Origin of the sequence: Psychrobacter cryohalolentis K5 (genome assembly GCF_000013905.1) — a bacterium.
GTDB lineage: Bacteria > Pseudomonadota > Gammaproteobacteria > Pseudomonadales > Moraxellaceae > Psychrobacter > Psychrobacter cryohalolentis.
The window spans coordinates 2,012,101-2,038,221 of record NC_007969.1 but is presented as its reverse complement, the minus strand read 5'-3'; the positions used below and the strand labels follow the sequence as shown (position 1 = coordinate 2,038,221).

Below are 26,121 nucleotides of genomic sequence, written 5' to 3'. Positions count from 1 at the left end.
TTGCCTTGCTATAAAGGCGATAACAAAGCAAAACCTGTTTATGCATGAGCCAAGTGGTTTTTATTGCTTAAGTGCTCTGAGAGCGATACAATGCTTGGCGTGAGCGTTTTTTTACCCCCTAAAACTTGAAGGAAATTTTATGAATAAGTCAGAATTAATTGATAGCATTGCTGAGAAAAGTGGTCTAAATAAAACTCAAGCTGGCGATGCATTGAACGCAGTTATGGAAAGCGTTGGCGAAGCTCTAGAAGCTGGCGATAGCATTTCACTAGTTGGTTTTGGTACTTTTAGCGTAAAAGACCGTAAAGCACGTACTGGCCGTAACCCTAAGACTGGTGAAGAGCTAAGTATCCCAGCCAGCAAAGTACCAAGCTTTAAAGCTGGTAAAAACCTAAAAGAACGCTTGAACTAGGCCGTATCTATTTAAAGACAGTCGCACCTTATGGCGTGATACACGAATAAGAACGGCGTCTGTTGACGGTAAAGTGATAAAAAGTGATGGCTCATAACAGCTATGAGCGACCCATCAAAAAAGCACCTAGATAATAGGTGCTTTTTTTAGTGCTGTGGTTTGTATTATATCGTCTGAATATTTTGAGTATGCATCAAAAATCACGTATCATAGGGCGCGCGACAGAGATGTTGTTCGAACAAAGACGGTGTTATCCGCCTTGAGCAACGATAATAAAATGCACCCTTTCTTAGTTTTACCATTTTCTTACCATTGCCAGCTTGTAGAGCGTTGATATTATTAATAGTATTACAATGGTTTTTCATCAATATAGGTTAATAAAGCAGAGATAACTATGGATAAATTGCGCGATTTCTTAAAAAGCTGGCCGGGTCGCATTTTATTGATTTTATGCCTATCGCCGCTCGCTCTATTGGGCGTCGAAAGTTACTTTGGGGGTAATGTCGATCCCAATCAGATCGCTCAGGTAGGGGAAGCGAGTATCGGCCTATCAGAGTATCAAACGGCAGTAAACAATCGCCGTACTGAGCTTTTAGACCAAGTTGATGATGCCAGTTTATTAAATGAAGATGTGCTACATGAGCAAGTGTTAAAAGGTCTGATTGACCGCACCTTGCTAGAGCAGCAGGCTGGCAAGCTTGGTATGACCGTCTCTGATGACACCATCAATCGTCTGTTGCGTCAAGAAGAGATCTTTAAAGGTGCAGATGGCGAGTTTTCAAATGATCAGTTTGCAAGCTTTTTACGTCAACGCAATATGACAAAAAATCAGCTGTTTGATGAGTTCCGCAATCAGTTGAGCTTAGATCAGCTGAATGCTAGTATCGTTGGTACTGCTGCCTATCCGATGAAAGCAGTCAGTCAACTGATTAATTTGCAGCTAGAGGCACGCAATATTTGGCTACATCGTTTTAACTGGCAAGATTATGTGTCAAAAGTTAAATTGAGTAAAAATGACATTCAAGCATATTATGATGCCAATAAAGACACGCTAAAGAGCGCTGCTATGGTCGATTTGGCTTACTTGCAGCTTAGCCCTCAGACCATCCAAGTAAACGAGGTCACTAAAGAGGACTTACAGCAGCAGTACGAAGCCTATAAGCAAAGCCTTGCCGTCGTCGATGAGCGTAAGATCAGCCAAATCTTATTAACTGGTAGCGATGCCAAAGCACGTGCTGATAAAATTAAAGCGCGTCTTGCCAAAGGTGAAGCCTTTGCGAAGGTTGCTAAAGCTGAGTCAGATGATCCATCCGGCGAAACAGGCGGCGATATCGGACGCTTTAATCCCTCAGTATTTGGCAATGACGCTGCAGCAGTAGAAAAAGCGTTAGAAGGTTTGAGTGTAGGCGATATCAGCGTACCGGTGAAGACCAGCTTTGGTTATCAGATATTTACGGTGACTGAAGATAATGGTAACAAGATACCAAGCCTTGAGAGTATGCGTGATGATTTGATAGCCAAAGCAAAAGAGTACAAGCGTCAAGAAATCTACGCTGACAAAGTAACGGCGATTAACGATTTAGCCGCAGATGGGTTTAGTATTGAAGATATTGCTCAGCAAGAAAATGTGTCATTAAAACGTCTTAAAGATTATCGCAAAGAGAACAATAAATCTGTCCTTGCCCAGCCAGCGGTGATTAAACAAGCGTTTGATGAGTTTACCATTCAAGACCAAGCGGTCACCGCTGGTATCGAAGTTGGTAATGGCACAGTATGGGTACAGCCAAGTAACTATCGTCCTACCAAAACATTGTCCTTAACTGCTGCGACGCCTAGAATCACGCAGTTATTACGTCAGCAAAAGGCTAGTGAATTGGCATTAAATGATGCGAAAAAACTTGCGGCTGGTATTAAGACTACCGCTGATATCAATAAGCAAGGGGTAACATTCCAAGCGCTTGGTGAGATCAATCGTCAGACTACGCAGCTGACAGAAAAAGAGCGCGGCTTAGCGTTTAGTAAGCAAGCACCTGAGAACGGTGTGGTTGCCGTAGCAAGTAAAACAGAAATGGGCGCAACGGTATTGGTTGGTGACCGTATCAAAACAGAGCAGCAATCACCATTATCTGCCGCCCAAAGAGCGCAAACGGCAGCGATTATCCGTGATAATTTAGGCCAAGATCAGCTACAAGATTACTTAGACTATTTGCGTTTGGTGTATAAGGTTGAGATTAATAAAGCCAATATGGAAAATGCTCAAGGGCGATAAGTACTTTGTGCGCTATCCATTTTAAATAAAGCTATTTTTAACCATTAAAAAAGCCACTGTAATCATACAGTGGCTTTTTTTATTCAAGGGTAAGCATTTTTAATACTGATAATAATTGATAATGAATTAATGACGGAAATGACGCATACCCGTGAATACCATGGCGATACCGTGCTCATTTGCCGCAGCAATGGTTTCATCATCACGCATAGAGCCACCTGGTTGGATGATCGCTGCGATACCTACTTCGGCAGCATTATCGATACCATCACGGAATGGGAAGAAAGCATCAGATGCCATAACCGCGCCTTCGGTTGCAAGTCCGGCGTGCTCCGCTTTAATAGCAGCGATACGGGCTGAGTTAACACGGCTCATCTGACCTGCGCCGACACCAATGGTACGCTGACCTTTAGCATAAACGATGGCGTTAGATTTAACGTATTTTGCAACGTTCCAGCTAAACAGTAAATCAGCAATTTGTGCTTCAGTTGGTTGTACGTCTGTGACGATTTTTAAATCATTGGCAGTAATTAACCCTAAATCTTGCTCTTGCACCAGTAAGCCCCCATTGACGCGCTTATAATCAAGCTGGCGGTCACGTAACTCAGGTGCTGGCAAGTCGCCGCAGACCAAAACGCGAACGTTTTTCTTGCTAGCTGTCGCTTCAAGGACACCGTCTTCAATGCTTGGGGCAATAATGACTTCAACAAACTGATTGTCGATAATGGCTTTAGCAGCGGCAAGTGTTAACGGGCGGTTAAAAGCGATAATGCCGCCAAAAGAAGATTCAGGATCGGTGCTAAAGGCAGTGCGATATGCTGCTACTTGATCAGTGTCGACAGCAACGCCGCAAGGGTTGGCATGCTTGACAATCACACAGGCAGGCGTACTAAAAGCTTTCACACATTCAAGCGCGGCATCAGTATCGGCGATATTGTTATAAGACAATGCTTTGCCTTGCAATTGCTTAGCAGTAGCAATAGATGCTTGCTTGCTTTTTAAAGCGTTGTTTTCAACATAGAACGCTGCTTTTTGATGCGGGTTTTCACCGTAGCGCAGGTCTTGCACTTTTTCTAGCTGAACGTTAAAGGTACGTGAAAAATCTTCCGGCTCTTGATTCTCGTTAACACGGCTGCCTAAGAAGTTGGCAATCATCCCGTCGTATTGTGCCGTATGCTCAAACGCTTTGACCGCTAAATCGTAGCGTAAGGCATGGGTTAATGTCGTCCCATCTCCTAATGCTTCAAGTACACGCGTATAATCAGCTGGATCAGTCACAATACCAACGTGTGCATGATTCTTTGCCGCTGAACGCACCATCGTAGGTCCGCCAATATCGATATTTTCGATGGCATCATTCATGGTAACGTCACTACGGGCAATCGTTTCTGCAAATGGATAAAGGTTTACGACTACCAAATCAATACGCTCAATCGCGTGCTCACTCATCACCGCATCATCTGTGCCGCGGCGTCCCAAAATGCCACCGTGAATCTTGGGATGAAGCGTTTTAACCCGACCATCCATCATCTCAGGGAAACCCGTATAGTCTGATACTTCGGTGACAGCGACATTATGCTCTGTTAGCAAACGGAAAGTACCGCCAGTCGATAACAGACCAAAACCTGCTTTAATCAGACCTTGAGCGAACTCAACGATATTGGATTTATTGGAGACCGACAGTAGTGCTAGTGGGGCTTTACTCATAAAAAAATTTCCATAAAAAAAGCCTGACGTAAACGTCTGGCAAGGTAACAATGACAATCAGTATAGAACATATCGTGAGTGATAAGATCATAAACTACAAACTGCCATACATAATATCAGTTAGGGTAGGTAAGCGTTTCATAAATAGGATTGATGGTACTTATTAATAAGTCAGATGTATCAAAAACATTATTTATAGTATTACATTAAACCATATATTTTGAGCTTTTTGCGTAGTGTACCGCGATTTAGACCTAAAATCTGTGCACACTTGGTTTGATTACCACGGCTTTTTTCTAGTACCACAGACAGCAAAGGTTGCTCTATCTCTTTTAAAATAAGCTCATATAAGTCAGTTGGTATCTCATCACCTAACATTGCAAAATATTGACGCACCACGCGTTCAACATGTATCCGTAATGGCTCATGCGCATGACCTGTGTCATCTAAAGCAGATTCCACATTACGGATTGAGCGATGGTAGTCCTCTTCATAATAATCAAGATTACCAGCGCTTTTGTTAACATGACTGGCATTGTACTGTGCCTGTGGTGTCATAAGATAATGTCCTTGGGGTTAAAGAGTAAAACCATGAGGCTCTCGTTGGCTATTATATCAAAATCAGCAGCGATCATCTTAAGAAGATGAGGTAATGAGCTAATATCAGTCAGCGAACATCAGTAAATGGGATTAATAGCAATTTTACTAATTTGAGCATTGGCAATAGGTACCGTAAAGAGTAACTGCTTACGACCATTAGAAGCTAATTGACTTTGTTTACCAACCAAGTACTTATCTGGTGGAGCGATAAACTCACCAATCAGCGCATGGGCACCATATACACTGACTTTTATATTAGGATATAGCTGTGCTTGTGAGCTTTGGTTATTTAGAGTAGCACTTATATCACTAGAATCAGCTGCACTGTTTATTTGACCGGCTCGGTATCTGATATCACTCAGAGTTAATGCAGTCAAGTCAGCACTGGGCAGGCTGCAAGCTGCAATCGTACATATCGTCTGTAAGCGCTGAGCATGTGCAGGATTTTTAACTAAGTTATTTAAGTTAAACATAATGTACTGAGCAAAAAGTAGTAGTACTAGCACCAAACAGCCTACTGTCCATAGTAATGAAGCTACTGAACGATGGGATGGTGTTGGTGAGAATTTGGCTTGCGCTTGTAATCTTTTGGCATATGCCGCTTTACTACGGTCTTCCTCTTTAAAGTCGACGCCCATACTAATGAGTAATTGCGATAAATCAGTATCATTGGTTGGCGTATCTTCGGGTGGGTGCTGTTCTTTCAGCAGTTTTTCGAGCCACGAGTCATCAGCATCATTATCAATATTGGCATGAATACTGTTAGCCGCCGTTGAGCTTAAAGCCACTTCTGCGGATGAAGGAGAACGGTTTGAATGCTTAGTAGAGGTAGAAGTTTCTTCAAATAAATCAATAGATGTATCTGAATGTTTATCTAATTTTTTCGCAGTACTTCTTGCTGATAGAGCGCTTTGGGTAGCGTTATTGTTATCAGTGGCTTGTGTAAGCCACGCATCCATACTATCTAGTGAGTCGTATTCTAGACTCTTGTCAGCAGATGCCTCAATATCAATATCGATATCGTCATGAATCATGTCATCATGTATCATATCGTCATGAATTAGGATATCTGTATCATTTGAGTTTGCAGCAGCTAAAATAGAATGTTTCTTATGAGAGGTTCTGTCATTAATTTTCTTATCACGCTCGCTAGAAACTTCTGTACCTGTCAGCTTATGATTGCTGTCTATATCAGCAGTGACGATAAGATTGTTATTCACCAAAAACATTTGCTGGCAATGTTCACAACAGACTGTCGCGGTTTTTTGATTTAACTGGGTATTTTTTATATTAAAAATGGTATGACAATGAGGACACTGGGTTTTAATAGGTGTGGTCATAGAGTTGAATCCAAAAAGGTATCAGTAGGAATACCGTATAGCCACTCACCAACCGCTGCCAATTACTTCAATGTCATTGTTGAAGTATTATTAATTATAAACTACAGGCAACTCTAGAGTAGCGCCAAATACACAACATTTAACTACTACTCTATCGTAACAGATGTAATTTAATGTTGCTAGCCTGTAAATGTACCAGACAATCGCTGCCAATGTTGATCTTCTTGTGCAGTAAAAGCATGCTTAGGATCAAGCGCAAAATAAGGCTGATACGCTTCGGTCACTTGCTCAGTTTGTGATTCAATCAAACCGGCAAGGACGATGCGACTTTTTGGTGCCATCAAGGTGACAAAATAAGGCGCTAGACCTATCAGTGGCTTGGCTAAAATATTGGCAACCATCACTGCTACAGGCGCTATATTTTGCTGTTGCCAAAAGGCAGTGAAATCCTCTGGTAAAAACGCTTGCAAACGATTGTCGACCGAGTTGCGTGCCGCATTTTGATTGGTTGCCAGTACCGCTTGAGGATCAATATCTACGGCATAAACATGACGCGCGCCTAACAATAAGGCGGCGATACCCAAGATACCTGAGCCGCAACCATAATCAATCACTACTTTGTCTGTAAGGTCCTGCTCAGTTAGCCAATCAAGACATAGGCGAGTGGTCGCATGGTAGCCAGTACCAAATGCCAAGCCTGGATCCATTATGATGTTTGTCGCTTCAGGATTGGGCGGAGTCAGCCAATTAGGTACAATCCACAAGTCATTGGCACACTCAATGGGTTTGTAATTGGACATCCATTCACGCTCCCAATCTTTGTCATCGACAGCACTTACCCAACTACGGCTCGCCTGTACTTGGGCTGCAATCTCATGACTGAGTTGCTCGATAACATCACGAGTTCCAGTCTCTATCGTAGCATCGAAGAGCCCTGTTAAAATTACCTCGTCCCATAGTGGTGATTCACCAGGAAGTGGCTCAAATAAAGGTTGGTCGCCTGCATCATCAAGTGCAATAGATAGCGCGCCTGCTTCTAGTAATAGCGCTTCAGCAAGATCTACGTTGTCTTTTTCACATTGTAAGTGAAGTTGTTGCCATGCCATAAAAGTAACCTTGTTTCAAAATAAAAAATAGATAATAAAAATTAACGACCGACTATAAAAGCCTATTTTAGCGCTTATATAGTCAGTCGTCATGGTTAATCAAAAAGATAATACGGTTAGCGTAATGCTTGTTTGGCTTCTTTTATCACCCGTGCATTACCTTGTGCTTGTCCAGACTGTAGAATAATTTGCCATAGCGCACGGCGGCGACTGCTGTCTTGAGAAACACTAAGCCCACGCCGTCCCATTGCTTCAGCCTTACGCGGCTGGTTTTTTTTGAGTGCCACTTGCGCAAGATAAAAATATACCGCTGATGATTTGGGTGCTAGGCGCTGAGCTCGGGTGAAGCTGCTCTCAGCGCTATTGAGATTACCTGCCTTTAATTGCTCAGTGCCCACTTGCATCAGGTTACGAAAGGCGGGCAAGTTGCTATTATTGTTGGTGGTTTTCTGACTGCGCTGCGAGTTCTGCCGCGCACGCTCTAGTAGCTCATTATGCGACGGGATAGATGGCACATATATCAATTCATCTTCACGAGCAGGCGTGAGGATCACGGTATCAGGCTGAGTTACGAACGGAGTTTGACTCGTGCTTTGATTAGACCCCAAGATTACAGGTGGCTTTTCTGTTACCGATTCCGTTGGCGACTCTATTGATGCAGGTGGATGATAAGGCTCGATAGGATAATTATCGTCAGTCTTATCAGCTTCAGTACTCTCAACACTTTCATAACCACTATGATCAGTGCGAGGGGTTTGCGTCACTATTGTGGATTGTTCAGGTTGCGTCGTTTTTTGACTACTGGTTGATGGGAAGGTTTGAGCAGAAGGCGCTTTTATTGAAGTTGGTGCAGTCTGACAAGCACTCAAGCTTAGCATGCCAAAACAAGCGCTAATTAAAAGAGCTGTATGCAAATGCTTTGGCTGTTTTTTGGACTGAGCTTCAATCGTCTGCTGAGTCAACAACGCTTGCAATATAGATAACGCCATATTAAAACCCTTTCTAAGTTTTAAAAATCTTAAAATCGTTCAGCTACTAACCTTTTAAAGTCAAATTTTCAGCTATCACGACTGAAATAGAAGCAGTTCACTAAAACCATTCAACAGCACGATCATACCAAGTATCTACACGATTGGGTGTATCACCGTCTTGCTCGGCATCATTGCTATTATTATCAATAACTTCACCATCTGGTATGTCTAATCCTTCACGGCGACGTTGCTTATTGATATCGCCTTGCTGATTTTGCCACTGCATTTGCTCGCGCGCACGATCCTGTTGGTATAAGCCAATCGCACAGCTGCTGGCTTCTTGGGGCAAATATGCTGACATAACAGGCAAGTAGCGTGCGCTGGCACAGCGCTCATTAGACAGCTTGCCTGAGTTGTTCTCTAACCAGAGCCATTCGATGCCTTCTGGCTCTGGTAGCGCAACAGGTGTCAGTTTTAGACGATTCATATAATCAACCCAAACTGGCAAAGCACCGCTACCGCCACTAAGCCCAATCGGTTTATTATCATCACGTCCAACCCAAACCACGCTGACATAGTTGCCACTATAACCGGCAAACCACGCATCGCGGTAATCATTGGTAGTACCTGTTTTGCCCGCAAGATTTAGATTGCTACCAAGCGATTGCACGCGTCTAGCTGTACCGTTCTTGACGACATCTTGCAACGCATAATTAATCAAAAAGTTGGTCTCAGGCGGAATACTGCGCTGAGTATTTAAGCCTGTGCGCTGCAAAATACTACCGCGATCATCAATCACACTACGGATACTATGAATAGGCGTACGGAAACCACCCGTTGCAAAAACTTGATAGACCCCAAGCATGTCCATCGGGCTTAGATTGACTGAGCCCAATAATGCCGCAGGATAAGGAGGTATTTTCTCTTTAACGCCCATACGTTTTAATTGCTTGGCAAAGGTGTCGACTCCAAACTCCATCCCTAAGCGTACGGCACTATGGTTATACGATTGCGACAGCGCTGTGGTAAAGGGTATGTAGCCATGATCACGATTGTCATAGTTTTTGGGATTCCATTCGGTACCGTCGCTTAGACTGACCGTAATAGGGGAGTCATCAACCGAACTTGCCAAATTATAGCGACCACTTTCGAGAGCAGTCATATAAATAATCGGCTTTAATAATGAGCCTACTTGGCGTTTGGCATCGACCGCACGGTTAAAGCCAGTAAACTCGCTGCCGCTACCGACAACAGAAACCAGCTCACCCGTCTCAGGATTGGCACTGACCAGTGCCCCTTGTAAATCTTTGGTTTTGCTACCACTACGGCGTAGCTCGCCAAGCTTTCTCTCAACCGCTTTGTCCGCTGCCAACTGGGCAATAGGGTCCATCGTACTGATGATAATCAGACCTTCATTTTTGAGATCATCGGAATAATAGACTTTATTTAGTTCACGCTTGACGATATCTAAAAAGTCAGGGAATTGGCTTTTACCTTCAACAGGCTTATCAACTACCCCAAGTGAGTTTTTTAATGCTTTATCGTAGTCTTCTTGACTGAGCGAGCCGACGGCCAACATATTGCTAAGCACAACATCGCGACGCGCCTTTGAATCGTTTGGATGACGGCGCGGATTATAAACGCTCGGTCCTTTTGCCATACCGACAAGCAATGCTTGCTGATCTAGGCGCAGCTCATTGAGAGGCTTATCAAAATAAAATTGTGATGCCAACCCAAAACCATTAATAGAGCGTTTGCCATTTTGACCAAGATAAATCTCGTTGAGATATGCTTGCAAAATCTCATCTTTACTATAATGCAGCTCAAGTAGCACAGCCATCAAGGCTTCATTGGCTTTACGCTTCATTGTGCGGTCTGAATTCAGATAAAAGTTTTTGATCAGCTGCTGGGTGATGGTCGAGCCACCTTGACGTGATCCACCAGAGAAGTTATTGATAACTGCACGAGCGATACCACGTATCGATACCCCTTTATGTTCATAAAAACCACGATCTTCTGTCGCTATCAGCGCATCAATAAGCGGCTGGGGTACTTGATCTAACGAGACAACCATACGGTCTTCGTTACTATCTGGGTAAATACCACCGATATTCACCGGTTCAAGACGGATAATGCCGGTTTTCGCCGCCACAGTACTTTGTACTGACTCAATCTTATCACCAGCAATAGTCATTTTGATGACTTGCTCTTGATCTATATCATTAGCGCTATAAGTAAACCCACGTGTATGAATAAAATAGGTATTACCCGATTTATGATAAGTACCCGTGCGATCATAGGCTTTATCACTTTGATAATTAAGTAGCTCAAGCCATTTCTTCATCGTGTCTTTATCGACGTTGGCCCCTTGATACAGCTCTAATGGCTGCGAATATACTTTGGCAGGAATATCCCAGCGTTTACCCTCAAACTTGTGAGTAATGGTGCGATCAAGTTTGACCAAGTATAGTGCTAATAGCACCATGCCAGCGATGACAACAATTAATAAAATACTACTAAACACCACACCGCGCTGCTGGGAAGGTAGCGTATTGATAGCAGGCTTAGAGGACTGTGGTTGCTTAGAATTAGATTTTTGCACTGATGACACACCATTTTGGGATGAAAAACTGCCTCATAATGACGCAAATTGACAAATTTTTCAATCTATCATCATCAACGCAGGCATTCATTTGCTCTCAGCGCTCAGGAGTTATACTGCTGAGAGCCTGTGCTTATAGTATAATCTTTATAAAAGCAATGATGGTTATTTGAAAGTATCCGCCACCTCTTATTGTCGTAACACTGTCTCAATTTTGAATAAGAGTAATGGTTTGCATTAACACTCACTATTTTAAATAAGCATAACCATCAATGTCGCGTAGCCCCAAATATAGTAGTCAGTTAACCAATATACATCAAACATAATGGTTTTCTCGATATCGAGTAGATCAGATGATAGAGCCTTGATTTAAAGCTATTTACTCAATGTTCTGTCTAAAGGAAATAAGTGCGATTATGTCCAGTATTCCATCTCCTATGCCGCCAACATCACCGACATTACCAAGGTCATCAAAAACCAATACTCATTGTCAAGACAATTCTATTATTGACGGTCTGGTATTGCCGCTGGCGGGTCATTGCTTTCATTGCGGTGATCGCGTGCCGCAGCCGCCGTTTCATACTGATATATTAGGTAAATCGCGTGAGATGTGTTGTATGGGCTGCCAGTTAGCTTCACAAAGTATCGTGGAAGCGGGGCTTGAGCAATATTATCTTGATCGCTCGGAGATTAACCGTACGGCAAGCTTACCCGTTCAGATGACCCGCCTTGAAGCTTATGATCATGATGAAATAAAATCACAGTTTGTCTACGCCCAAGACGGTATGTCGGTAGCAGAGTTGTCTGTCAATAATCTGCGCTGCGCTGCTTGTACGTGGTTGATTGAATCGCGACTTGATGAGTTAGATGGCATCAGTAAATGTCAGGTTAATTTGACCAATCAACGCATGCGGGTAATTTGGGATGAAACCAAGCTACCGATTAGCCGGATTCTTGCGGTTATCAATGAAATTGGCTATGAAGCCAAGCCTTATCGGCAAGATACCCACGAAGCCATGCTAGCACGTCATAACAATCAAATGCTAATAAGGCTTGGCATCGCGGCACTCGGCTCAATGCAAGCGATGATGTATGCCGTGGCAATTTATTTCGGTGAATATAGCGATATGCTGATATTTCAGCGCGATTTTTTGCGTTGGGTGTCTTTATTCGTCAGTACGCCAGTATTCTTTTATGCCGGTGTACCATTTTTTACGTCAGCATGGTCAGCGATTCGTGCTCGCCAAGTCAATATGGACGTGCCCGTTAGTATTGCCTTGATTGTCACATTTTTTGCCAGTCTATTTGCCACCATTACTGGACAAGGGGAGACCTATTACGACTCAGTCAGTATGTTTATTTTCTTCTTGCTGGCAGGTCGTTATATTGAGCACAATGCGCGCCTAAAAGCGGCAACTATGGCAAACGATTTGGTGGTAGTTGAGCCAGTATTGGTACAGAAAATTGCTGAAGACAAAGACTCTGCTACAAGTGTTTTGCAGCTATTAGAACAAAATAGCGTTCAGAAAAATGCGCTTAAACAAGAAAGCGAAGAGTCTGTTAATAAGCTTGATGATAGAGCTGTTAATGGGGCTGTTACCGTAGTTGGTAATGAGGTAAATAGTCAAAATACAGTGAGTGCTACGCCTAATTTTACGCAAAGTATGGATGCTAATGTCTATCAGTTAACATCACGTATTGCTCAAGAATGGCAGCAGACTCGTCAGCAACGATTAACTGTCTCAAATACAAACGATGAGGCAAAAGAAAAGCAGATGGTGACCGCTCATAGCTTGCAAGTGGGCGACATCATCATGGTTGAGGCAGGTTCTGAGATTATCAGTGATGGTATCTTGCTCAGTTCAACCGCCACAGTTTCTCAAAGCCTACTGACAGGTGAAGGTGATTTAATCACTAAGACCCAAGGCAACTATATCGTCGGCGGTGCACAAAACGACAGCCAACCATTTGAGATGTTGGTCACAGCGCTACCAGAAGACAGCCAAATCGGTTTGATTGACAGGCTAATGAATCGGGCAATGAGTGAAAAGCCAAAACTCGCCCAGCAAGCAGATAAGCTAGCACGTTGGTTTGTTGCGCGTATTTTAGTATTGTCTGTCTTGGTATTTATCGGCTGGTATATCGTGGATCCAAGCCAAGCGATTTGGGCAACGGTGGCGGTATTGGTCGCGACATGTCCTTGTGCGCTGTCTTTAGCGACACCAATTGCGCTTACTGTATCGACCAATCGATTGGCCAGCTATGGGTTTTTGACGACGCGCGGGCATACCCTACAAACGCTTGCTGAAATTACCCATGTGGCATTTGATAAAACGGGAACCTTGACCTATGGTAAACCCAATTTATTAAACGTTAAGCTACTTACTGATACAAGTGTCATCACAAAGGCAGATGAGCAAAGAGACAATGTATTAGCTATTGCGGCAGCGTTAGAGGTGGGCAGTCGTCATCCTATTGCTCATGCACTACTGACCGCCGCATATCAACTGCATCTGCCAGCGACACAAGCTTTACAGCATCATCCAGCAGGTGGCGTTGAAGCAATGATGGATGGTATGCTATATCGTATTGGTCATGTAGATTTTTCTTTAGACAAAATGAATAATGTTACCAATGCAGATAACGATTTAATGATTGATCTAGTTGCCGAGCGCGCCAGCTCAGCGGTAGTCTTATCTTGTCAAAAGGATAAATCAGCAAGCTGGCAAGCACTGGCATGTTTTTATTTTAATGATAAGGTACGTGATAGCGCTCAATCTATGCTGGATAGCTTGAAAGCACTAGGTATCGAGCCTGTCATGCTCACAGGTGACCCAAGTCCGCAAGCCTTGGTAATGGCTGAAAATTTGGGTATGCAGTCTGCGTATAACGGTCTATCACCAATGGACAAGGTCAAACATATTCAACAGCTACAAGCTCAAGGTGCAGTGATATTGATGGTTGGTGATGGTATTAATGATGCGCCAGTATTGGCAGCGGCAGACGTTTCAACCTCGATTGCCGGTGCAGCAGATTTGGCGCAAGTATCTAGTGACAGTATTATCCTAAATGGACAAATCGAAGCTATTATTGCAGCGAAACGTATCGCTGATAAAACCAAGCGCATTATCAAACAAAACTTGCGCTGGGCACTTATTTATAATGGTAGTGTATTGATACCAGCAGCTTTGGGTTATGTGCCACCTTGGCTAGCTGCTATTGGCATGTCACTAAGCTCATTATTTGTCGTATTAAATGCCCTGCGTCTAAAGCGTGCTTAGTTTAAACCAGCTTAAACTCATTTAAAAAAATCTCTGTAGATTACCCATAAAAAAACCGTCTTTATAAAAGACGGTTTTTTTATTTCAATGACTATCGAACAGCTAATTGACTAATCTTGTAGATAGCTTAATAGACGCATAAATTCGATATACATCCACACTAGCGTTGCAAGAAGACCAATACTGAATAACCATTCGTAGTCTTCTGACACACCCATTGCCACACCACGCTCGATATTATCAAAGTCTAATAAAAGCGTAAAAGAGGCGATAACAATCACAAATAAGCTAAAACCAATAGCGATAGCGCCACCTTCAAACAAGAAAGGCAAGCTTGAACCAAAGGCTAAAGAAAGTACCCACTGCGCCACATAAACTAGCATGATAGCGATCAAGGCTGAGGTGACGATTGAACGGAACTTTTCAGTCACTTTAACCAAGCCTGAGCGATATAGCCCTAGCATAACCGCTGCTGTTACAAAGGTTGCACACATTGCAGTGACTGGTACACTTGGGTACATTCTCATGAAAAACAGGGAAATACCACCTAAGAATATACCTTCCAAAAGTGCATATGGGACGGCAAGCGTCTTAGCTTTTTGCGGTTTAAAGGTAATGAAAATCGCTAAGCCGAAAGCAGCAAACATACTACCGAAGGCTGCCATCGTGATAAAACCTTGTGATAAACCTGCCATCAACGCATAAAAGAAAAATCCAATACCAGTAATCGCCGATAAGCCAAGCAATAAACTGGTTTTTTGAATCACGCCCTTCACTGTCATCGGCGCACCGCCGACGGCAAGCTCTGCGCGACTGACAATAGGATTGGCCATAAAGTTGTCCTCAATAAAATATAAATAATAGTTATGTCAGCTACTTTAGCAAAATCGCCATTATTGTCAACGGTGTTTACGTGACAGCGTATAAGGCTTTGCGCAACTATTGAGTCGATTTCGCTTCTATACACAGCGATATCAAATAGCTAAATACATACGCCCGAAACAGCGCATGTTGGCTTTTATATGGGGTCAATTACGACCGTTAACAACGATAATTGATAAACAGGCTAGTCTAATCGCCCATTTCTCGTTATCATTACTCTGTAATTTACCATCATGCCGAGTCGTTTTATGGAAACCTCAGCGCAGTCCGCAAGATTGCCGCACCTACATGAATCAGAGCTGTTCCACGCTATCAAAAATCCAGCTTTTCGCCGTATTGGCTTGATGGGTCGTGCTGGAAAGCGCAGCGTAACCCAAAGTCTTGGGCAGATTGCCCAAATAATTAACGATATGAATCTTACGTTGATTATGGATGTGCAAACTGCTAACTTGCCAACTCTGAATCTCACTGATATTGAGAGGGTCAAAATTGTTAAGCGTAGCCTTATCGGTGAGATTTGTGATTTGGTCATTGTGGTTGGCGGTGATGGTTCTATACTCCATGCTGCCGAAGCACTAGCGCGCTATCGTGTACCTGTCTTGGGGGTTAACCGTGGCCGCCTTGGTTTTTTAGCCGATGTCAAACCTGATGAAGCGGCGTTTAAATTGCGCCAAGTACTGATGGGCGATTATCAGTTAGACCATAGATTTTTACTCACAATGGAGATTCGTGAAGGTCGTAAGATTATTCATGAAGACATGGCACTCAATGATATCGTGTTGCACGCTGGTAAGTCTGTCCATATGATTGATTTTCAGATGAAAATCGATGGGCATGATGTTTATCGGCAGCACAGTGATGGTCTCATCGTAGCGACACCGACGGGCTCGACAGCTTATGCGCTCTCTGGTGGTGGTCCTATTATACATCCAAGCATGGATGCCATATGTTTGGTGCCTATGCACCCGCACACGCTGTCAAGTCGCCCTATTGTGGTCAGTGGCACCAGCGAGATTTGTATTCGTATTCATGAGGACAACCGCACCCAACCGATGGTCAGTGCTGACGGTAAACCAAGCACGCCGCTTGAACAAGAGCAGCGTCTATATATTCGTAAGCACCCGGATAAATTAACCTTGCTACATCCGCCAGGGTTTGACTTTTATGAAGCGTGCCGGACGAAGTTACACTGGAATGTGCATGCTGAGGAATTCAGTCTCGACGCTGATGATGATATCATGGACGATGAATAAGCGTCTTTATTAGACAAAAATGTGATATAAAAATAGTAGTGGAGAGTAGGCACGATGGACAAACAAACGATATTAGCAAGCCTAACACCTGAAGTGGTCGATAAATTTCGTATGGCAATTGAGCTTGGCAAATGGCAAGACGGTCGTAAGCTGACTGCTGAGCAGCGCGAGACCTGTATGCAAGCCGTGATGGTATGGGAACATGAACATCTGGCGCCTGCTGAGCGAACTGGTTATATTCATAAGCCGGTCAGAGAAGATGGTTCGGTCGTTGGCGCTGAATGTGATGTTGAACATGAACATCATTATCCCAATATGCCAAATCCGAAAGGCGCAGTACAGCCCGTGAAGTTTCGTGATAAATAGACTTACTATCTAAATGCACTGATAAAAAATGAAGCATAAAAAAAGCCACGCTATCATCATAGTGTGGCTTTTTTATAATCGTCAATCATAAACCATTAAAGCGTGCTGGTATCTACGCTAGGGCGCAGTGTTAATGGATTCTTCTCCATTAAAAAACCTTGCCAGCCCCAATGTAAAAAATTGCGAATATTGGGATGATCAACTCCTTTAGGCGTCGCTTGAACTGTTTGGTAATGCTCACCAAACAACTTTAGCGTATCTAATTGATTTAAGCCGTGATGCTTTGCAAAACCAAAAATCTTGGCGCTGCCTTCGTTTTCACCAGCAGCATTATGTGCCATGCCATTCACAAAAGGCGCTGGCGCATAACGATAAAAATCATCAATAAAACTGATGACATCATTGAATCCAATGGCTTTTTTATTCAAACCATTAAGTAGAGCCGATACATCTGATTGGCGGATACTCATAAATAAATGACCTCAAAGCTGTTAAAAAGCCAAAACTAGCATGCTTGATACAAGCTTAATGATTATTGATAGTTGGATATGAAGCTAACAGGTTAGCGATTAAAATAGTCTTCATCATCAAATGAAGGCGCAAAGCTGCCTTGCTCAAGATGCTGCATTTGCGACTGTACCGTGCGCTCATGTTGAATGCGCTGATAAATCTCTTCGCGGTGTACGGCAATATCTTTTGGCGCATCAACGCCGATACGTACTTGATTGCCTTTGACACCTAGGACAGTCACACTGACCTCGTCGCCAATCATTAGCGTTTCGCCCACGCGGCGTGTCAAAATTAACATGCGTCACACTCCTTATGTCGCATCAACAGATTATTACTCATCAGATTGCGTCTCAATTACAGGACATTATCGCTGCACAAAATAGGCAGCTGTTATAAAGTAAATGTCATAAACATTGTTTTATAGATTTTACCCAAAATAGGATGCTAATAGCGATAATGATAGATAAATTCATTTAGCCCAAATGAAACTCTCATTATAGGGGGCATAACAGATACTGTCACGGGTTTTCACAAAACTATTGGTTTTATAATAACCTCAGCAATAATAAAAAAAGAAAATAGGGTCTTAATAAGACCCTATTTAATTAAGTATTATTGAAAATAATAAATCGCAGTTTATTGAATAAATACTAAAGCCTATTATTTTTATACGGCTTTAGTAAAGTATTTATATGCTTATTCTTATAAACCAGCGATTTTGCTTTCACCATCTTCACGATCAAGACCAAAGGCCGTATGCAGTGATCTTACCGCTTTTTCCAGATACTGCTCTTGGATAAGAACAGATACCTTGATTTCACTGGTCGATATCATTTGAATATTGATGTTGTTTTCCGCAAGGGTTTGGAACATAAGACTAGCAACACCTGCGTGCGAGCGCATGCCGACGCCGACCAATGAGACTTTAACCACTTCATCATTGGCCAATATTTCTTTAGCACCGATTTCATCTTTGACTTCGCTTTCTAGTACTTTCATGGTTTTTTCCATGTCCGTACGATTAACGGTAAAAGTAAAATCAGTCATACCGTTGGTAGATAGGTTTTGCACGATCATATCAATTTCGATATTGGCGCGGCCAATAGGGCTAAGGATAGCAGAAGCAATGCCAGGGTGATCAGGGACACCGCGTACGACGATTTTTGCTTCGTCTCGATTAAAAGCGATACCTGAGATGATTGCCTGTTCCATATTGTCTCCTTCGTCTATCGTAATTAGGGTGCCGACATTGTCTTGAAATTCTTGGTCGAAGCTACCATCGTTGTTTTCATCAAAGCTAGATAATACGCGCAGCGGTACGCCGTATTTGCCAGCAAATTCTACTGAGCGAATCTGTAAAATCTTAGAGCCAAGACTTGCCATCTCAAGCATTTCTTCAAAAGTAATCTTTTCAAGTTTTTTGGCTTTTGAGGTGACGCGTGGGTCAGTGGTATAGACGCCATCGACATCAGTATAGATTTGGCATTCATCCGCGCCTAAAGCCGCGGCAATCGCCACGCCTGTCGTATCAGATCCGCCGCGCCCTAACGTCGTCGCATTGCCTTCTTCGTCGATACCTTGGAAGCCTGCGACAATAACGACGTTACCAGCATCTAGCTGCTCACGAATGTTTTTATCATCGATACTTTCAATACGCGCTTTATTGTGAGCATTATCGGTTTTAATAGCGACTTGACGACCGGTAAATGAACGTGCACCGATACCCAACTCTTTAATCGCCATGGCAAGCAGTGAGATAGACACCTGCTCGCCGGTTGAGACCATTTGGTCATATTCGCGAGGATCGGGCTGGCTACTGATTTGGCGTGCTAAATCAATCAAACGGTTGGTTTCACCGCTCATGGCAGACACGACAACGACCACTTGATGACCATTGTCATGCCAGCGTTTGACTCGTTTGGCGACGTTTTTGATGCGGTCGATACTGCCCATCGAGGTGCCGCCATATTTTTGTACTATTAACGCCATAAAAATCTACCTATTATTCACCAATGGTTATCTGTTATTGAGAGACATCAATTCGTCATGGCACTGTCTAAATTAAGTGCTAGATTGATTTTAATAACGATAAAGCCAGATTATAAGAACTGCGCCCTTTGTTTTACTTTTTGATGGTTTACTGTCTTATTATGCCAATAGACTTCATACGCTGAAATAAGTCTAAGCGTTGACCTTTATATCATATTCGAGCCGTAACTTTAAGTATCAGTAGACATTAGATACATGGCGATTGGTTATAACCGTTATAGCCAATCGCGTATCTTATCTCTGATTTAGTACAATATTGCTCAGCTTAAGGTATTAGCCAAGCTGGTCCGCAATCCAAGCAGGTAGCGCATTGACAACAGCATTAGTATTGGCAGCTTTTGGCGCGCCGCCTTGAGCATAGTCAGGTTTACCACCACCTTTACCACCAAGCTCACTTGCCAAATGACGAATGATGTCACCGGCTTTTACTTTCGCAGTCACAGACTTTGCCACACTGGCGGCTAGTGCTAACTGCTCATCTTTATCACCAATCAATACAATCACACTATCTGGTAGTTTTGATTTGATATCGTCCATCAACGTACGGATAGATTTACCATCGATACCACTTAAGGTACTGATAAGTACTGGCGTACCAGCGATGGTTTGCACGTCATCAAGCAAGTTTGCGGCTTGGGCGCTGGCGATTTTTTGCTCTAAACGCTCTAGTTGTTTCTCAAGTTCGCGCTGCTTATCCGCCATGGTACGCACGCGCTGTGCAACCTCTGGACGTTTAACTTTTAGCTGACTGGCAAGCTCGCTCAGCTGCTGCTCACTTTGCTGGATATTTTTAATCGCATTCATGCCAGTAACAGCTTCAATACGGCGGATGCCAGCAGCGATACCTGATTCGCTGGTGATTTTTAACACACCAATATCACCGGTACGTTTAACGTGCAAACCACCACAAAGTTCAATAGAGAAGGGCTTACGTTGACCATCGATGATACTGCCAGTACCCATGGTTAAGACGCGAACATCACTACCATATTTTTCGCCAAACAATGCCATTGCACCTTGTTTCATCGCTTCGTCAATAGACATATTCTCGATGCGAGCAGGGGTGTTGGCTTGAATTTGCTCATTGACTAAGCGTTCGATACGCGTAATTTCAGCAGTGCTGACGGGCTTGTCATAGGAGAAATCAAAACGCAATACTTCGCTTGATACTAGCGAGCCTTTTTGCGTGACCGCGTCGCCCAATACTTCTCTTAATGCAGCATGTAAGAGATGCGTGGCAGAGTGGTTTTTGGCACTGGCTGCGCGAATACTCGACAATACTTGCGCATCAGCGGTTTGCTTAGTACTAATGTCACCCATGGTCACGACACCATAGTGAATGATGGCTTGACCAGATTTTTTAGTATCTTGGACTTCAAAGACCCCTGATGCGGTACGAATCTCACCAAGCTCACCAACCTGACCACCGCCTTCCGCATAAAACGGTGTACGGTCAAGGACAATAACGCCTTCCATACCTTCAGTTAGGCTATCGGCTGGATTGCCATCTTGATACAGCGCATCAATCGTGACACCTTCTTCTTCAAGCTGCTCATAACCGATAAAGGTCGTTGGATTTTCTACTTGAATGACACTACTGTAATCAACGTCGAACTTGCCTGCATCACGCGCACGTTCACGCTGTGCTTGCATATGTTCATCAAACTCGGCTTCATCAATCACAATACCGCGCTCACGGGTGATATCAGCGGTCAAGTCAACAGGGAAGCCATAGGTATCATATAGCTTAAATGCCGCTTCGCCAGAAAGGGTATCACCATCTTTTAGACCTTCCAATTCGCTGGCAAGCAGACGTAAACCTTGTGCTAAGGTTTTGGCAAATTGGGTTTCTTCTTTTTGAATGGCATTTTCAATGACGCTTTGCTTATCTTTGAGCTCAGGATACGCCGTACCCATTTCAGCAACCAAAGGCGCGACCATTTTATAGAAAAACTCACTGTCAGCACCAAGCTTATTGCCATGACGTACTGCACGACGAATGATACGGCGCAGTACGTAACCACGACCTTCGTTGCTTGGGGTGACGCCATCAGCAATCAAAAATGAAACAGCGCGAATATGGTCAGCGATGACTTTTAATGACGATTGTTGCTGGTTTTCAATCTCTAAAATCTCAGCCGCCGCATCCATCAAATGTACAAACAAATCTATCTCGTAGTTGCCATGGACGCCTTGCATGATGGCGCTGATACGCTCAAGTCCCATGCCAGTATCTACGCTTGGCGCTGGTAGCGGCAACATAGAGCCGTCTTTTTGACGATTAAACTGCATAAAGACACAGTTCCAAATCTCGATATAACGGTCGCCATCTTCTTCAGGTGTGCCCGGTAGACCGCCTTCGATATCAGCACCATGGTCATAAAAGACTTCGGTACAAGGACCACAAGGACCGGTATCGCCCATCGTCCAAAAGTTGTCTGAGGCGTAAGGCGCACCTTTATTATCGCCAATACGGATAATGCGCTCGCTAGGAATACCGATGTCTTTATGCCAAATATCAAAGGCTTCGTCGTCAGTCTCATAAATGGTCACATACAAGCGATTTTTATCGATTGCTAGCCATTCATCTGAGGTCAAAAATTCCCAAATATAACCAATACCGGCTTGCTTAAAATAATCGCCAAAAGAGAAATTACCAAGCATTTCAAAAAACGTATGATGGCGCGCCGTATAGCCGACGTTATCCAAATCATTATGCTTGCCGCCCGCTCTTACGCACTTTTGCGAGGTTACTGCACGCGTATAATCACGTGGCTCCATACCCAAAAATGTCTCTTTAAACTGATTCATACCGGCATTGGTAAATAGCAATGTCGGGTCATTATGCGGAATCAAACTCGATGAGGCGACGGGGGTATGCTGCTTGCTTATGAAAAAATCGATAAAAGCTTGACGAATATCGGCTGAGCGAAATGGCTGGCTCACAGCGGCTCCTTACTGACGGATGTATTTAGTAGAATAAGTAAAATAATTTTGCAAGCGATTTTAGCACAAACGTGCCAAGGGTGTTGAAGATTCCTAAGTAAATACATGGTAAACCCTACTCATTTTTTGCTATAAACCAGACAATTTTATTTAGATTGTCAGTCGAATATTTCAATAGTAAGGATAAACAAGCACGTAGTCATAGGTCTTCCTGAATAAAATTAGACCAGTACAAAGGGTGGAAAACTTTTAAATAAAAGGCGGTTTGGGATTAGTAAAAACACTTATTATAAATCAATACTTATAATAAGGTTATCAATAGTAATTACTTACTATGATTGGGCTAAGCATAAATAATAAAAGACTTACTATTAGTGTGGATATAGTGTATAAAGTAGTTATACCCATAATAAAAGTAAGGAATAAATTATGAACTGGCCACTTTTTTCTGTTGTCTATTCAATGGCAGCAACTGTCATCATCGGTCTCTTTATGATCGGCGCTTTGGTCATGGGTTTTAACCAGATTCCGCATATTCAAATAGCAGTCGCTATCGGTTTCTTAGTTTCTATTCCCACAGCATTATTTTTCACCAAAAAAATTGGCAACATTACAGGTAATGAAGAGGGTTACAAAGCATAGATTGCGGTAAAAAAGATCGTAGTATCATTTAATCGAGCATTTTATATATGCTATTCATTTTATTTATTACATCTAAAATTTTGGTACTGAATCTTTTGGAATATAATAAAAAAGACCTTGATACGATGATCAAGGTCTTTTTTATTGCGTACTATCTATTGAACTATTTTAGCTCAACGGTTGCGCCATTTTCGATATTGGCATAAACCTCTAAAACGTCCCAGTTAGTCAAACGCACACAGCCTGCTGATGCTTGGCGACTGATACCTTCTGGCTTAGGTGAGCCATGTAAACCGTAAGAAGGTTTAGATAAGCCCATCCATACCACACCTACGGGACTGTTCGGTCCTGGTGGTAACATATGTACTTTTTTATCTGCGCCTTCGCCAACAGTTGCTTTATACCACGGCATCTTTACTTTATTAACAATTTTAAAGGTGCCCTGTGGTGATGGCGTGCTGTCACTACCGACGGTTGTAGGATAGGTTGCAACCAGCTTGTCATCATTATAAGCATAAAGGGTTTTATCAGCTTTATTGGCGACGACACGGTTAATACGCTGCTTAAGCGGAGCACGCGTATTTAACACAGTAATGGTTTCACCCACTTTATATTGTTTGTTTTTATTTAACTTGTCTAAATAACGCACATCCATATGAAAGCGCTCACCAAACATCTCTTTGATATCTTGATAATACAAGCCTTTCATTTTTGACTTGGCTTCTGAGTCTGCAGGCATAGTAGCAAAATTGGTATTCACATCATCTTCAGTGATGGTATACGTCACTAAAACTGGCTTGTTAGCTGGAATATTTTTATTTAAAGCATCCCATGTTTTTTGATCCATCTTGCCGTTTGCTGGCAAGCCTTGCATGGTTTGAAAGTTGATCAGTGCTTTTTTACTGTTCATGCCCCAGCCGCCATCAATAGCACCCGGAGACGCATGATTCCAATCGAGCAGCGCCTGCATTTTGATAGTCATAGCTGAGTTAACTTTCATACTCGGTGTCCATGTGGCACCGTTTACTTGTTTGGCATAATTAGACAAATTCAGCGTGGTATGTTTTTTACCATCAACATCGGCGATACTTTTGATAGAAGTATCCGTTGCACTATCAGCCATGGCAGAGCTAGGTGCTGATACCGCTTGACCTTCGCTAATATCGTCACTGTCTGATTGCTCATCCTTACGAGTCAATTCCTCTACGGTCATATTGTCAGCGGTAACGGCGACCGATGCTTTCACTTCAGCGTCCTGCTTGGCATCAATCAGCTGGGTCATACGGTCCGCTGATTTGGCTTTATTCGTATCTAGCTTTACGGTCGTACTAGAGTCGACGACTGAGCTACTACGGCTTTCTTGCACATTCAGACTGACTTTTTTCGCAATACTAGGAAGCGAGTCAGCTGTGCGTACAGGTAAAGTGCGTGTACCATCAGTAGGTGCAGCAATAGCACTCATACTAACAACAGCGATAGATATAGCGGTGATAAGAGGTTTTATTTTCATCATATTTATATACTTGTGGTGGCTGCTAATGAGGCTATTATGCGCATAATTTGAATGCTTCGCAAACTTTTGACACATATTTTTTCGTTTAAGACTTGCCAAACGTCAACAGTTGACGTATTCACTACAATTAAGCAAGAGTTGAGTCAGGCTAGGGCTGCCTTTTCCGCTCAATTAACAGTTACCACAATACGCTATGAGCTTTAAGGTAGTGATATATGGCTATGCTAAATCACCCTTTCTAACCGTTCTTTTAAAGCCATGAGCTACTTAATTGTAAATACTGCTGGAGATTTTGTTGAAGTAAAAAACACAGTCATTGGCGCATCATCTTGTTTCCGTCTATAATGTGGAACGAGATTTTTATTTAATAAATTGGCTGTTCAGTGAAATCATTGAAAGCGATTTAACCCATCCGCATGTAGTCAGTGAGCATGTAATCAGCAAGGTGCGATATGTCAGAAGACCAAGTAATGAGCGCAGAAGAATTTCAAAATCAATACTTTAATGATGATGAGTCACAAGGTATCAATGATGATATGGAATACGATTTAGAGACAGGGCTGGTCGGTGAGCACGATGAATTTGCGACTTTGCGTGCGGAGCTTGAAGAGGCACGTGAGCAACTGGTCACTATTCGTGACTTTATTCGTTTTTCAGTGACGCAATTACGTAACTATGATGTGGTTGTCGCCCAAGGCACCACCGATGAGTTTGCCGAAGCATCTGCGATTGTATTGCATTCTTTATCTTTGGATTGGTCCGCCAATGATCAGATTCTGGACTGTCGTTTGACCACCTCAGAGAAGCAATTGGTTCTAAGCTTGTTAGAAGAGCGTATCGCTGAGCGTAAGCCATTAAGCTATTTGATTAATCTGTCTTATTTCTGTGATTTGCCGTTCTATGTCGATGAGCGCGTATTGATTCCTCGTTCACCTATTGCTGAATTGATTCGTCAGCAGTTCCACCCATATTTTGAAGTGAGCGAGCTGGCAAAACCAATAGGCGTAAGTGTCAATAATCAAGCGCCGGCTTTTTATGATCATGGGTTAGAAATTAAACAGCTATCACAGCCTGAGCGTATTTTAGATTTATGTACCGGTTCTGGCTGTATTGCTATCGCACTGGCGACTCGCTTTGTCGATGCATTGGTTGATGCTGTAGATATTGATAAAGGCGCGCTAGAAGTCGCGATGGTTAATGTCGATCATCATGACCTTGGTCATCAAGTCAATGTAATTGAGTCTGACTTATTTGCCAAAATCCCTGCCGAAAATCAATATGAGCTGATTGTAACCAATCCTCCTTATGTTGATGCCGCTATCATGGCAGATTTGCCACCAGAGTTTTTATATGAGCCTGAGCATGCACTCGCTGCTGGTCAAGATGGTTTGGACTTGGTACATCGTATCTTGTTTGAAGCGCCAGATTATCTTAGCCCAGAAGGTTTACTAGTCTGTGAAGTGGGCGATAGCGAGTGGGCGTTAAAACAAGCTTATCCTGAGATTCAGTTTGATTGGCTAAGGTTTGCTCATGGCGGTCATGGCATCTTTGCGATTACCTATGATGAGCTTATGAGCTATCGCTCATTATTCGCCAATTATGTACAGTTACTAGATAGCAATCAATAAATCACGGTTGATACTATAATTCAAACAGTCAAAAATCGACTTCA

General features: G+C 42.9%; 18 protein-coding genes and 1 pseudogene. 7 read left to right on the top strand and 12 right to left on the bottom strand.

Annotation, left to right across the window (positions count from 1 at the left end; translation table 11 throughout):
• Nucleotides 1-139 precede the first annotated feature (139 nt).
• Nucleotides 140-412 carry an HU family DNA-binding protein gene (locus PCRYO_RS08440; RefSeq protein WP_011513979.1) on the top strand — a complete coding sequence of 91 codons (273 nt, stop codon included), beginning with the start codon at nucleotides 140-142 and terminating at the stop codon, nucleotides 410-412.
• Nucleotides 413-806: 394 nt separating this feature from the next.
• Complete coding sequence (locus tag PCRYO_RS08435) at nucleotides 807-2,681, top strand: SurA N-terminal domain-containing protein (RefSeq protein ID WP_011513978.1); 1,875 nt, start codon at nucleotides 807-809, stop codon at nucleotides 2,679-2,681.
• 126 nt (nucleotides 2,682-2,807) lie between these two features.
• Here the strand turns inward: PCRYO_RS08435 and purH are convergent, their stop codons facing one another.
• The 6 genes from purH to mrcB form a co-directional block, all read right to left on the bottom strand.
• Nucleotides 2,808-4,388 (bottom strand): bifunctional phosphoribosylaminoimidazolecarboxamide formyltransferase/IMP cyclohydrolase, encoded by a 1,581-nt coding sequence (gene purH / locus PCRYO_RS08430; protein ID WP_011513977.1) that lies wholly within the window; start codon nucleotides 4,386-4,388, stop codon nucleotides 2,808-2,810.
• A gap of 201 nt (nucleotides 4,389-4,589) precedes the next feature.
• The gene (fis, locus tag PCRYO_RS08425) at nucleotides 4,590-4,850 is read right to left on the bottom strand and encodes a DNA-binding transcriptional regulator Fis (RefSeq protein WP_088591987.1); all 261 of its coding nucleotides are present in this window, start codon (nucleotides 4,848-4,850) and stop codon (nucleotides 4,590-4,592) included.
• Nucleotides 4,851-5,065: 215 nt separating this feature from the next.
• Complete coding sequence (locus tag PCRYO_RS08420) at nucleotides 5,066-6,328, bottom strand: DUF3426 domain-containing protein (RefSeq protein ID WP_011513975.1); 1,263 nt, start codon at nucleotides 6,326-6,328, stop codon at nucleotides 5,066-5,068.
• A 179-nt stretch (nucleotides 6,329-6,507) separates the two neighbouring features.
• Nucleotides 6,508-7,434: a 50S ribosomal protein L11 methyltransferase gene (gene prmA, locus PCRYO_RS08415; RefSeq protein ID WP_011513974.1), complete on the bottom strand. Its 927-nt coding sequence runs from the start codon at nucleotides 7,432-7,434 to the stop codon at nucleotides 6,508-6,510.
• 116 nt (nucleotides 7,435-7,550) lie between these two features.
• On the bottom strand, nucleotides 7,551-8,423 hold the full coding sequence (locus tag PCRYO_RS08410; RefSeq protein WP_011513973.1) for a tetratricopeptide repeat protein: 873 nt from the start codon (nucleotides 8,421-8,423) through the stop codon (nucleotides 7,551-7,553).
• Between the two features lie 100 nt (nucleotides 8,424-8,523).
• Entirely contained in the window at nucleotides 8,524-11,007 is a 2,484-nt protein-coding gene (mrcB, locus tag PCRYO_RS08405; protein WP_011513972.1) for a penicillin-binding protein 1B, read from the bottom strand.
• Between the two features lie 416 nt (nucleotides 11,008-11,423).
• Here mrcB and PCRYO_RS08400 point away from each other — a divergent pair, with 416 nt between their 5' ends.
• Entirely contained in the window at nucleotides 11,424-14,288 is a 2,865-nt protein-coding gene (locus PCRYO_RS08400; protein ID WP_041753155.1) for a heavy metal translocating P-type ATPase, read from the top strand.
• A gap of 110 nt (nucleotides 14,289-14,398) precedes the next feature.
• On the opposite strand, the gene PCRYO_RS08395 is transcribed toward PCRYO_RS08400, so the two are convergent.
• Nucleotides 14,399-15,121 (bottom strand): Bax inhibitor-1/YccA family protein, encoded by a 723-nt coding sequence (locus PCRYO_RS08395; RefSeq protein ID WP_011513970.1) that lies wholly within the window; start codon nucleotides 15,119-15,121, stop codon nucleotides 14,399-14,401.
• Nucleotides 15,122-15,418: 297 nt separating this feature from the next.
• Between PCRYO_RS08395 and PCRYO_RS08390 the strand changes: the two genes are divergently transcribed.
• Both PCRYO_RS08390 and PCRYO_RS08385 read left to right on the top strand, forming a co-directional pair.
• Entirely contained in the window at nucleotides 15,419-16,423 is a 1,005-nt protein-coding gene (locus tag PCRYO_RS08390; protein ID WP_020443747.1) for an NAD(+) kinase, read from the top strand.
• Between the two features lie 54 nt (nucleotides 16,424-16,477).
• Nucleotides 16,478-16,789 (top strand): YeaC family protein, encoded by a 312-nt coding sequence (locus tag PCRYO_RS08385; protein WP_011513968.1) that lies wholly within the window; start codon nucleotides 16,478-16,480, stop codon nucleotides 16,787-16,789.
• A gap of 95 nt (nucleotides 16,790-16,884) precedes the next feature.
• On the opposite strand, the gene PCRYO_RS08380 is transcribed toward PCRYO_RS08385, so the two are convergent.
• From PCRYO_RS08380 to alaS, 4 genes and pseudogenes are all read right to left on the bottom strand, one after another.
• Nucleotides 16,885-17,259, bottom strand: coding sequence for a HopJ type III effector protein (locus tag PCRYO_RS08380; protein WP_011513967.1), 375 nt, complete (start codon nucleotides 17,257-17,259; stop codon nucleotides 16,885-16,887).
• A 170-nt stretch (nucleotides 17,260-17,429) separates the two neighbouring features.
• Nucleotides 17,430-17,597: pseudogene (gene csrA, locus PCRYO_RS08375) on the bottom strand (carbon storage regulator CsrA); the annotation flags it as partial.
• Nucleotides 17,598-18,001: 404 nt separating this feature from the next.
• Nucleotides 18,002-19,288 carry an aspartate kinase gene (locus PCRYO_RS08370; RefSeq protein WP_011513965.1) on the bottom strand — a complete coding sequence of 429 codons (1,287 nt, stop codon included), beginning with the start codon at nucleotides 19,286-19,288 and terminating at the stop codon, nucleotides 18,002-18,004.
• A gap of 333 nt (nucleotides 19,289-19,621) precedes the next feature.
• A complete protein-coding gene (gene alaS, locus PCRYO_RS08365) occupies nucleotides 19,622-22,294 on the bottom strand; it encodes an alanine--tRNA ligase (RefSeq protein WP_011513964.1) in 2,673 nt (890 codons plus the stop codon).
• Between the two features lie 429 nt (nucleotides 22,295-22,723).
• Here alaS and PCRYO_RS08360 point away from each other — a divergent pair, with 429 nt between their 5' ends.
• A complete protein-coding gene (locus tag PCRYO_RS08360) occupies nucleotides 22,724-22,936 on the top strand; it encodes a hypothetical protein (RefSeq protein WP_020443745.1) in 213 nt (70 codons plus the stop codon).
• A gap of 163 nt (nucleotides 22,937-23,099) precedes the next feature.
• On the opposite strand, the gene PCRYO_RS08355 is transcribed toward PCRYO_RS08360, so the two are convergent.
• The gene (locus PCRYO_RS08355; protein ID WP_011513963.1) at nucleotides 23,100-24,524 is read right to left on the bottom strand and encodes a L,D-transpeptidase family protein; all 1,425 of its coding nucleotides are present in this window, start codon (nucleotides 24,522-24,524) and stop codon (nucleotides 23,100-23,102) included.
• Nucleotides 24,525-24,901: 377 nt separating this feature from the next.
• On the opposite strand from PCRYO_RS08355, the gene prmB reads away from it, so the two are divergent.
• Nucleotides 24,902-26,077 carry a 50S ribosomal protein L3 N(5)-glutamine methyltransferase gene (gene prmB, locus PCRYO_RS08350; protein ID WP_011513962.1) on the top strand — a complete coding sequence of 392 codons (1,176 nt, stop codon included), beginning with the start codon at nucleotides 24,902-24,904 and terminating at the stop codon, nucleotides 26,075-26,077.
• Nucleotides 26,078-26,121 lie beyond the last annotated feature (44 nt).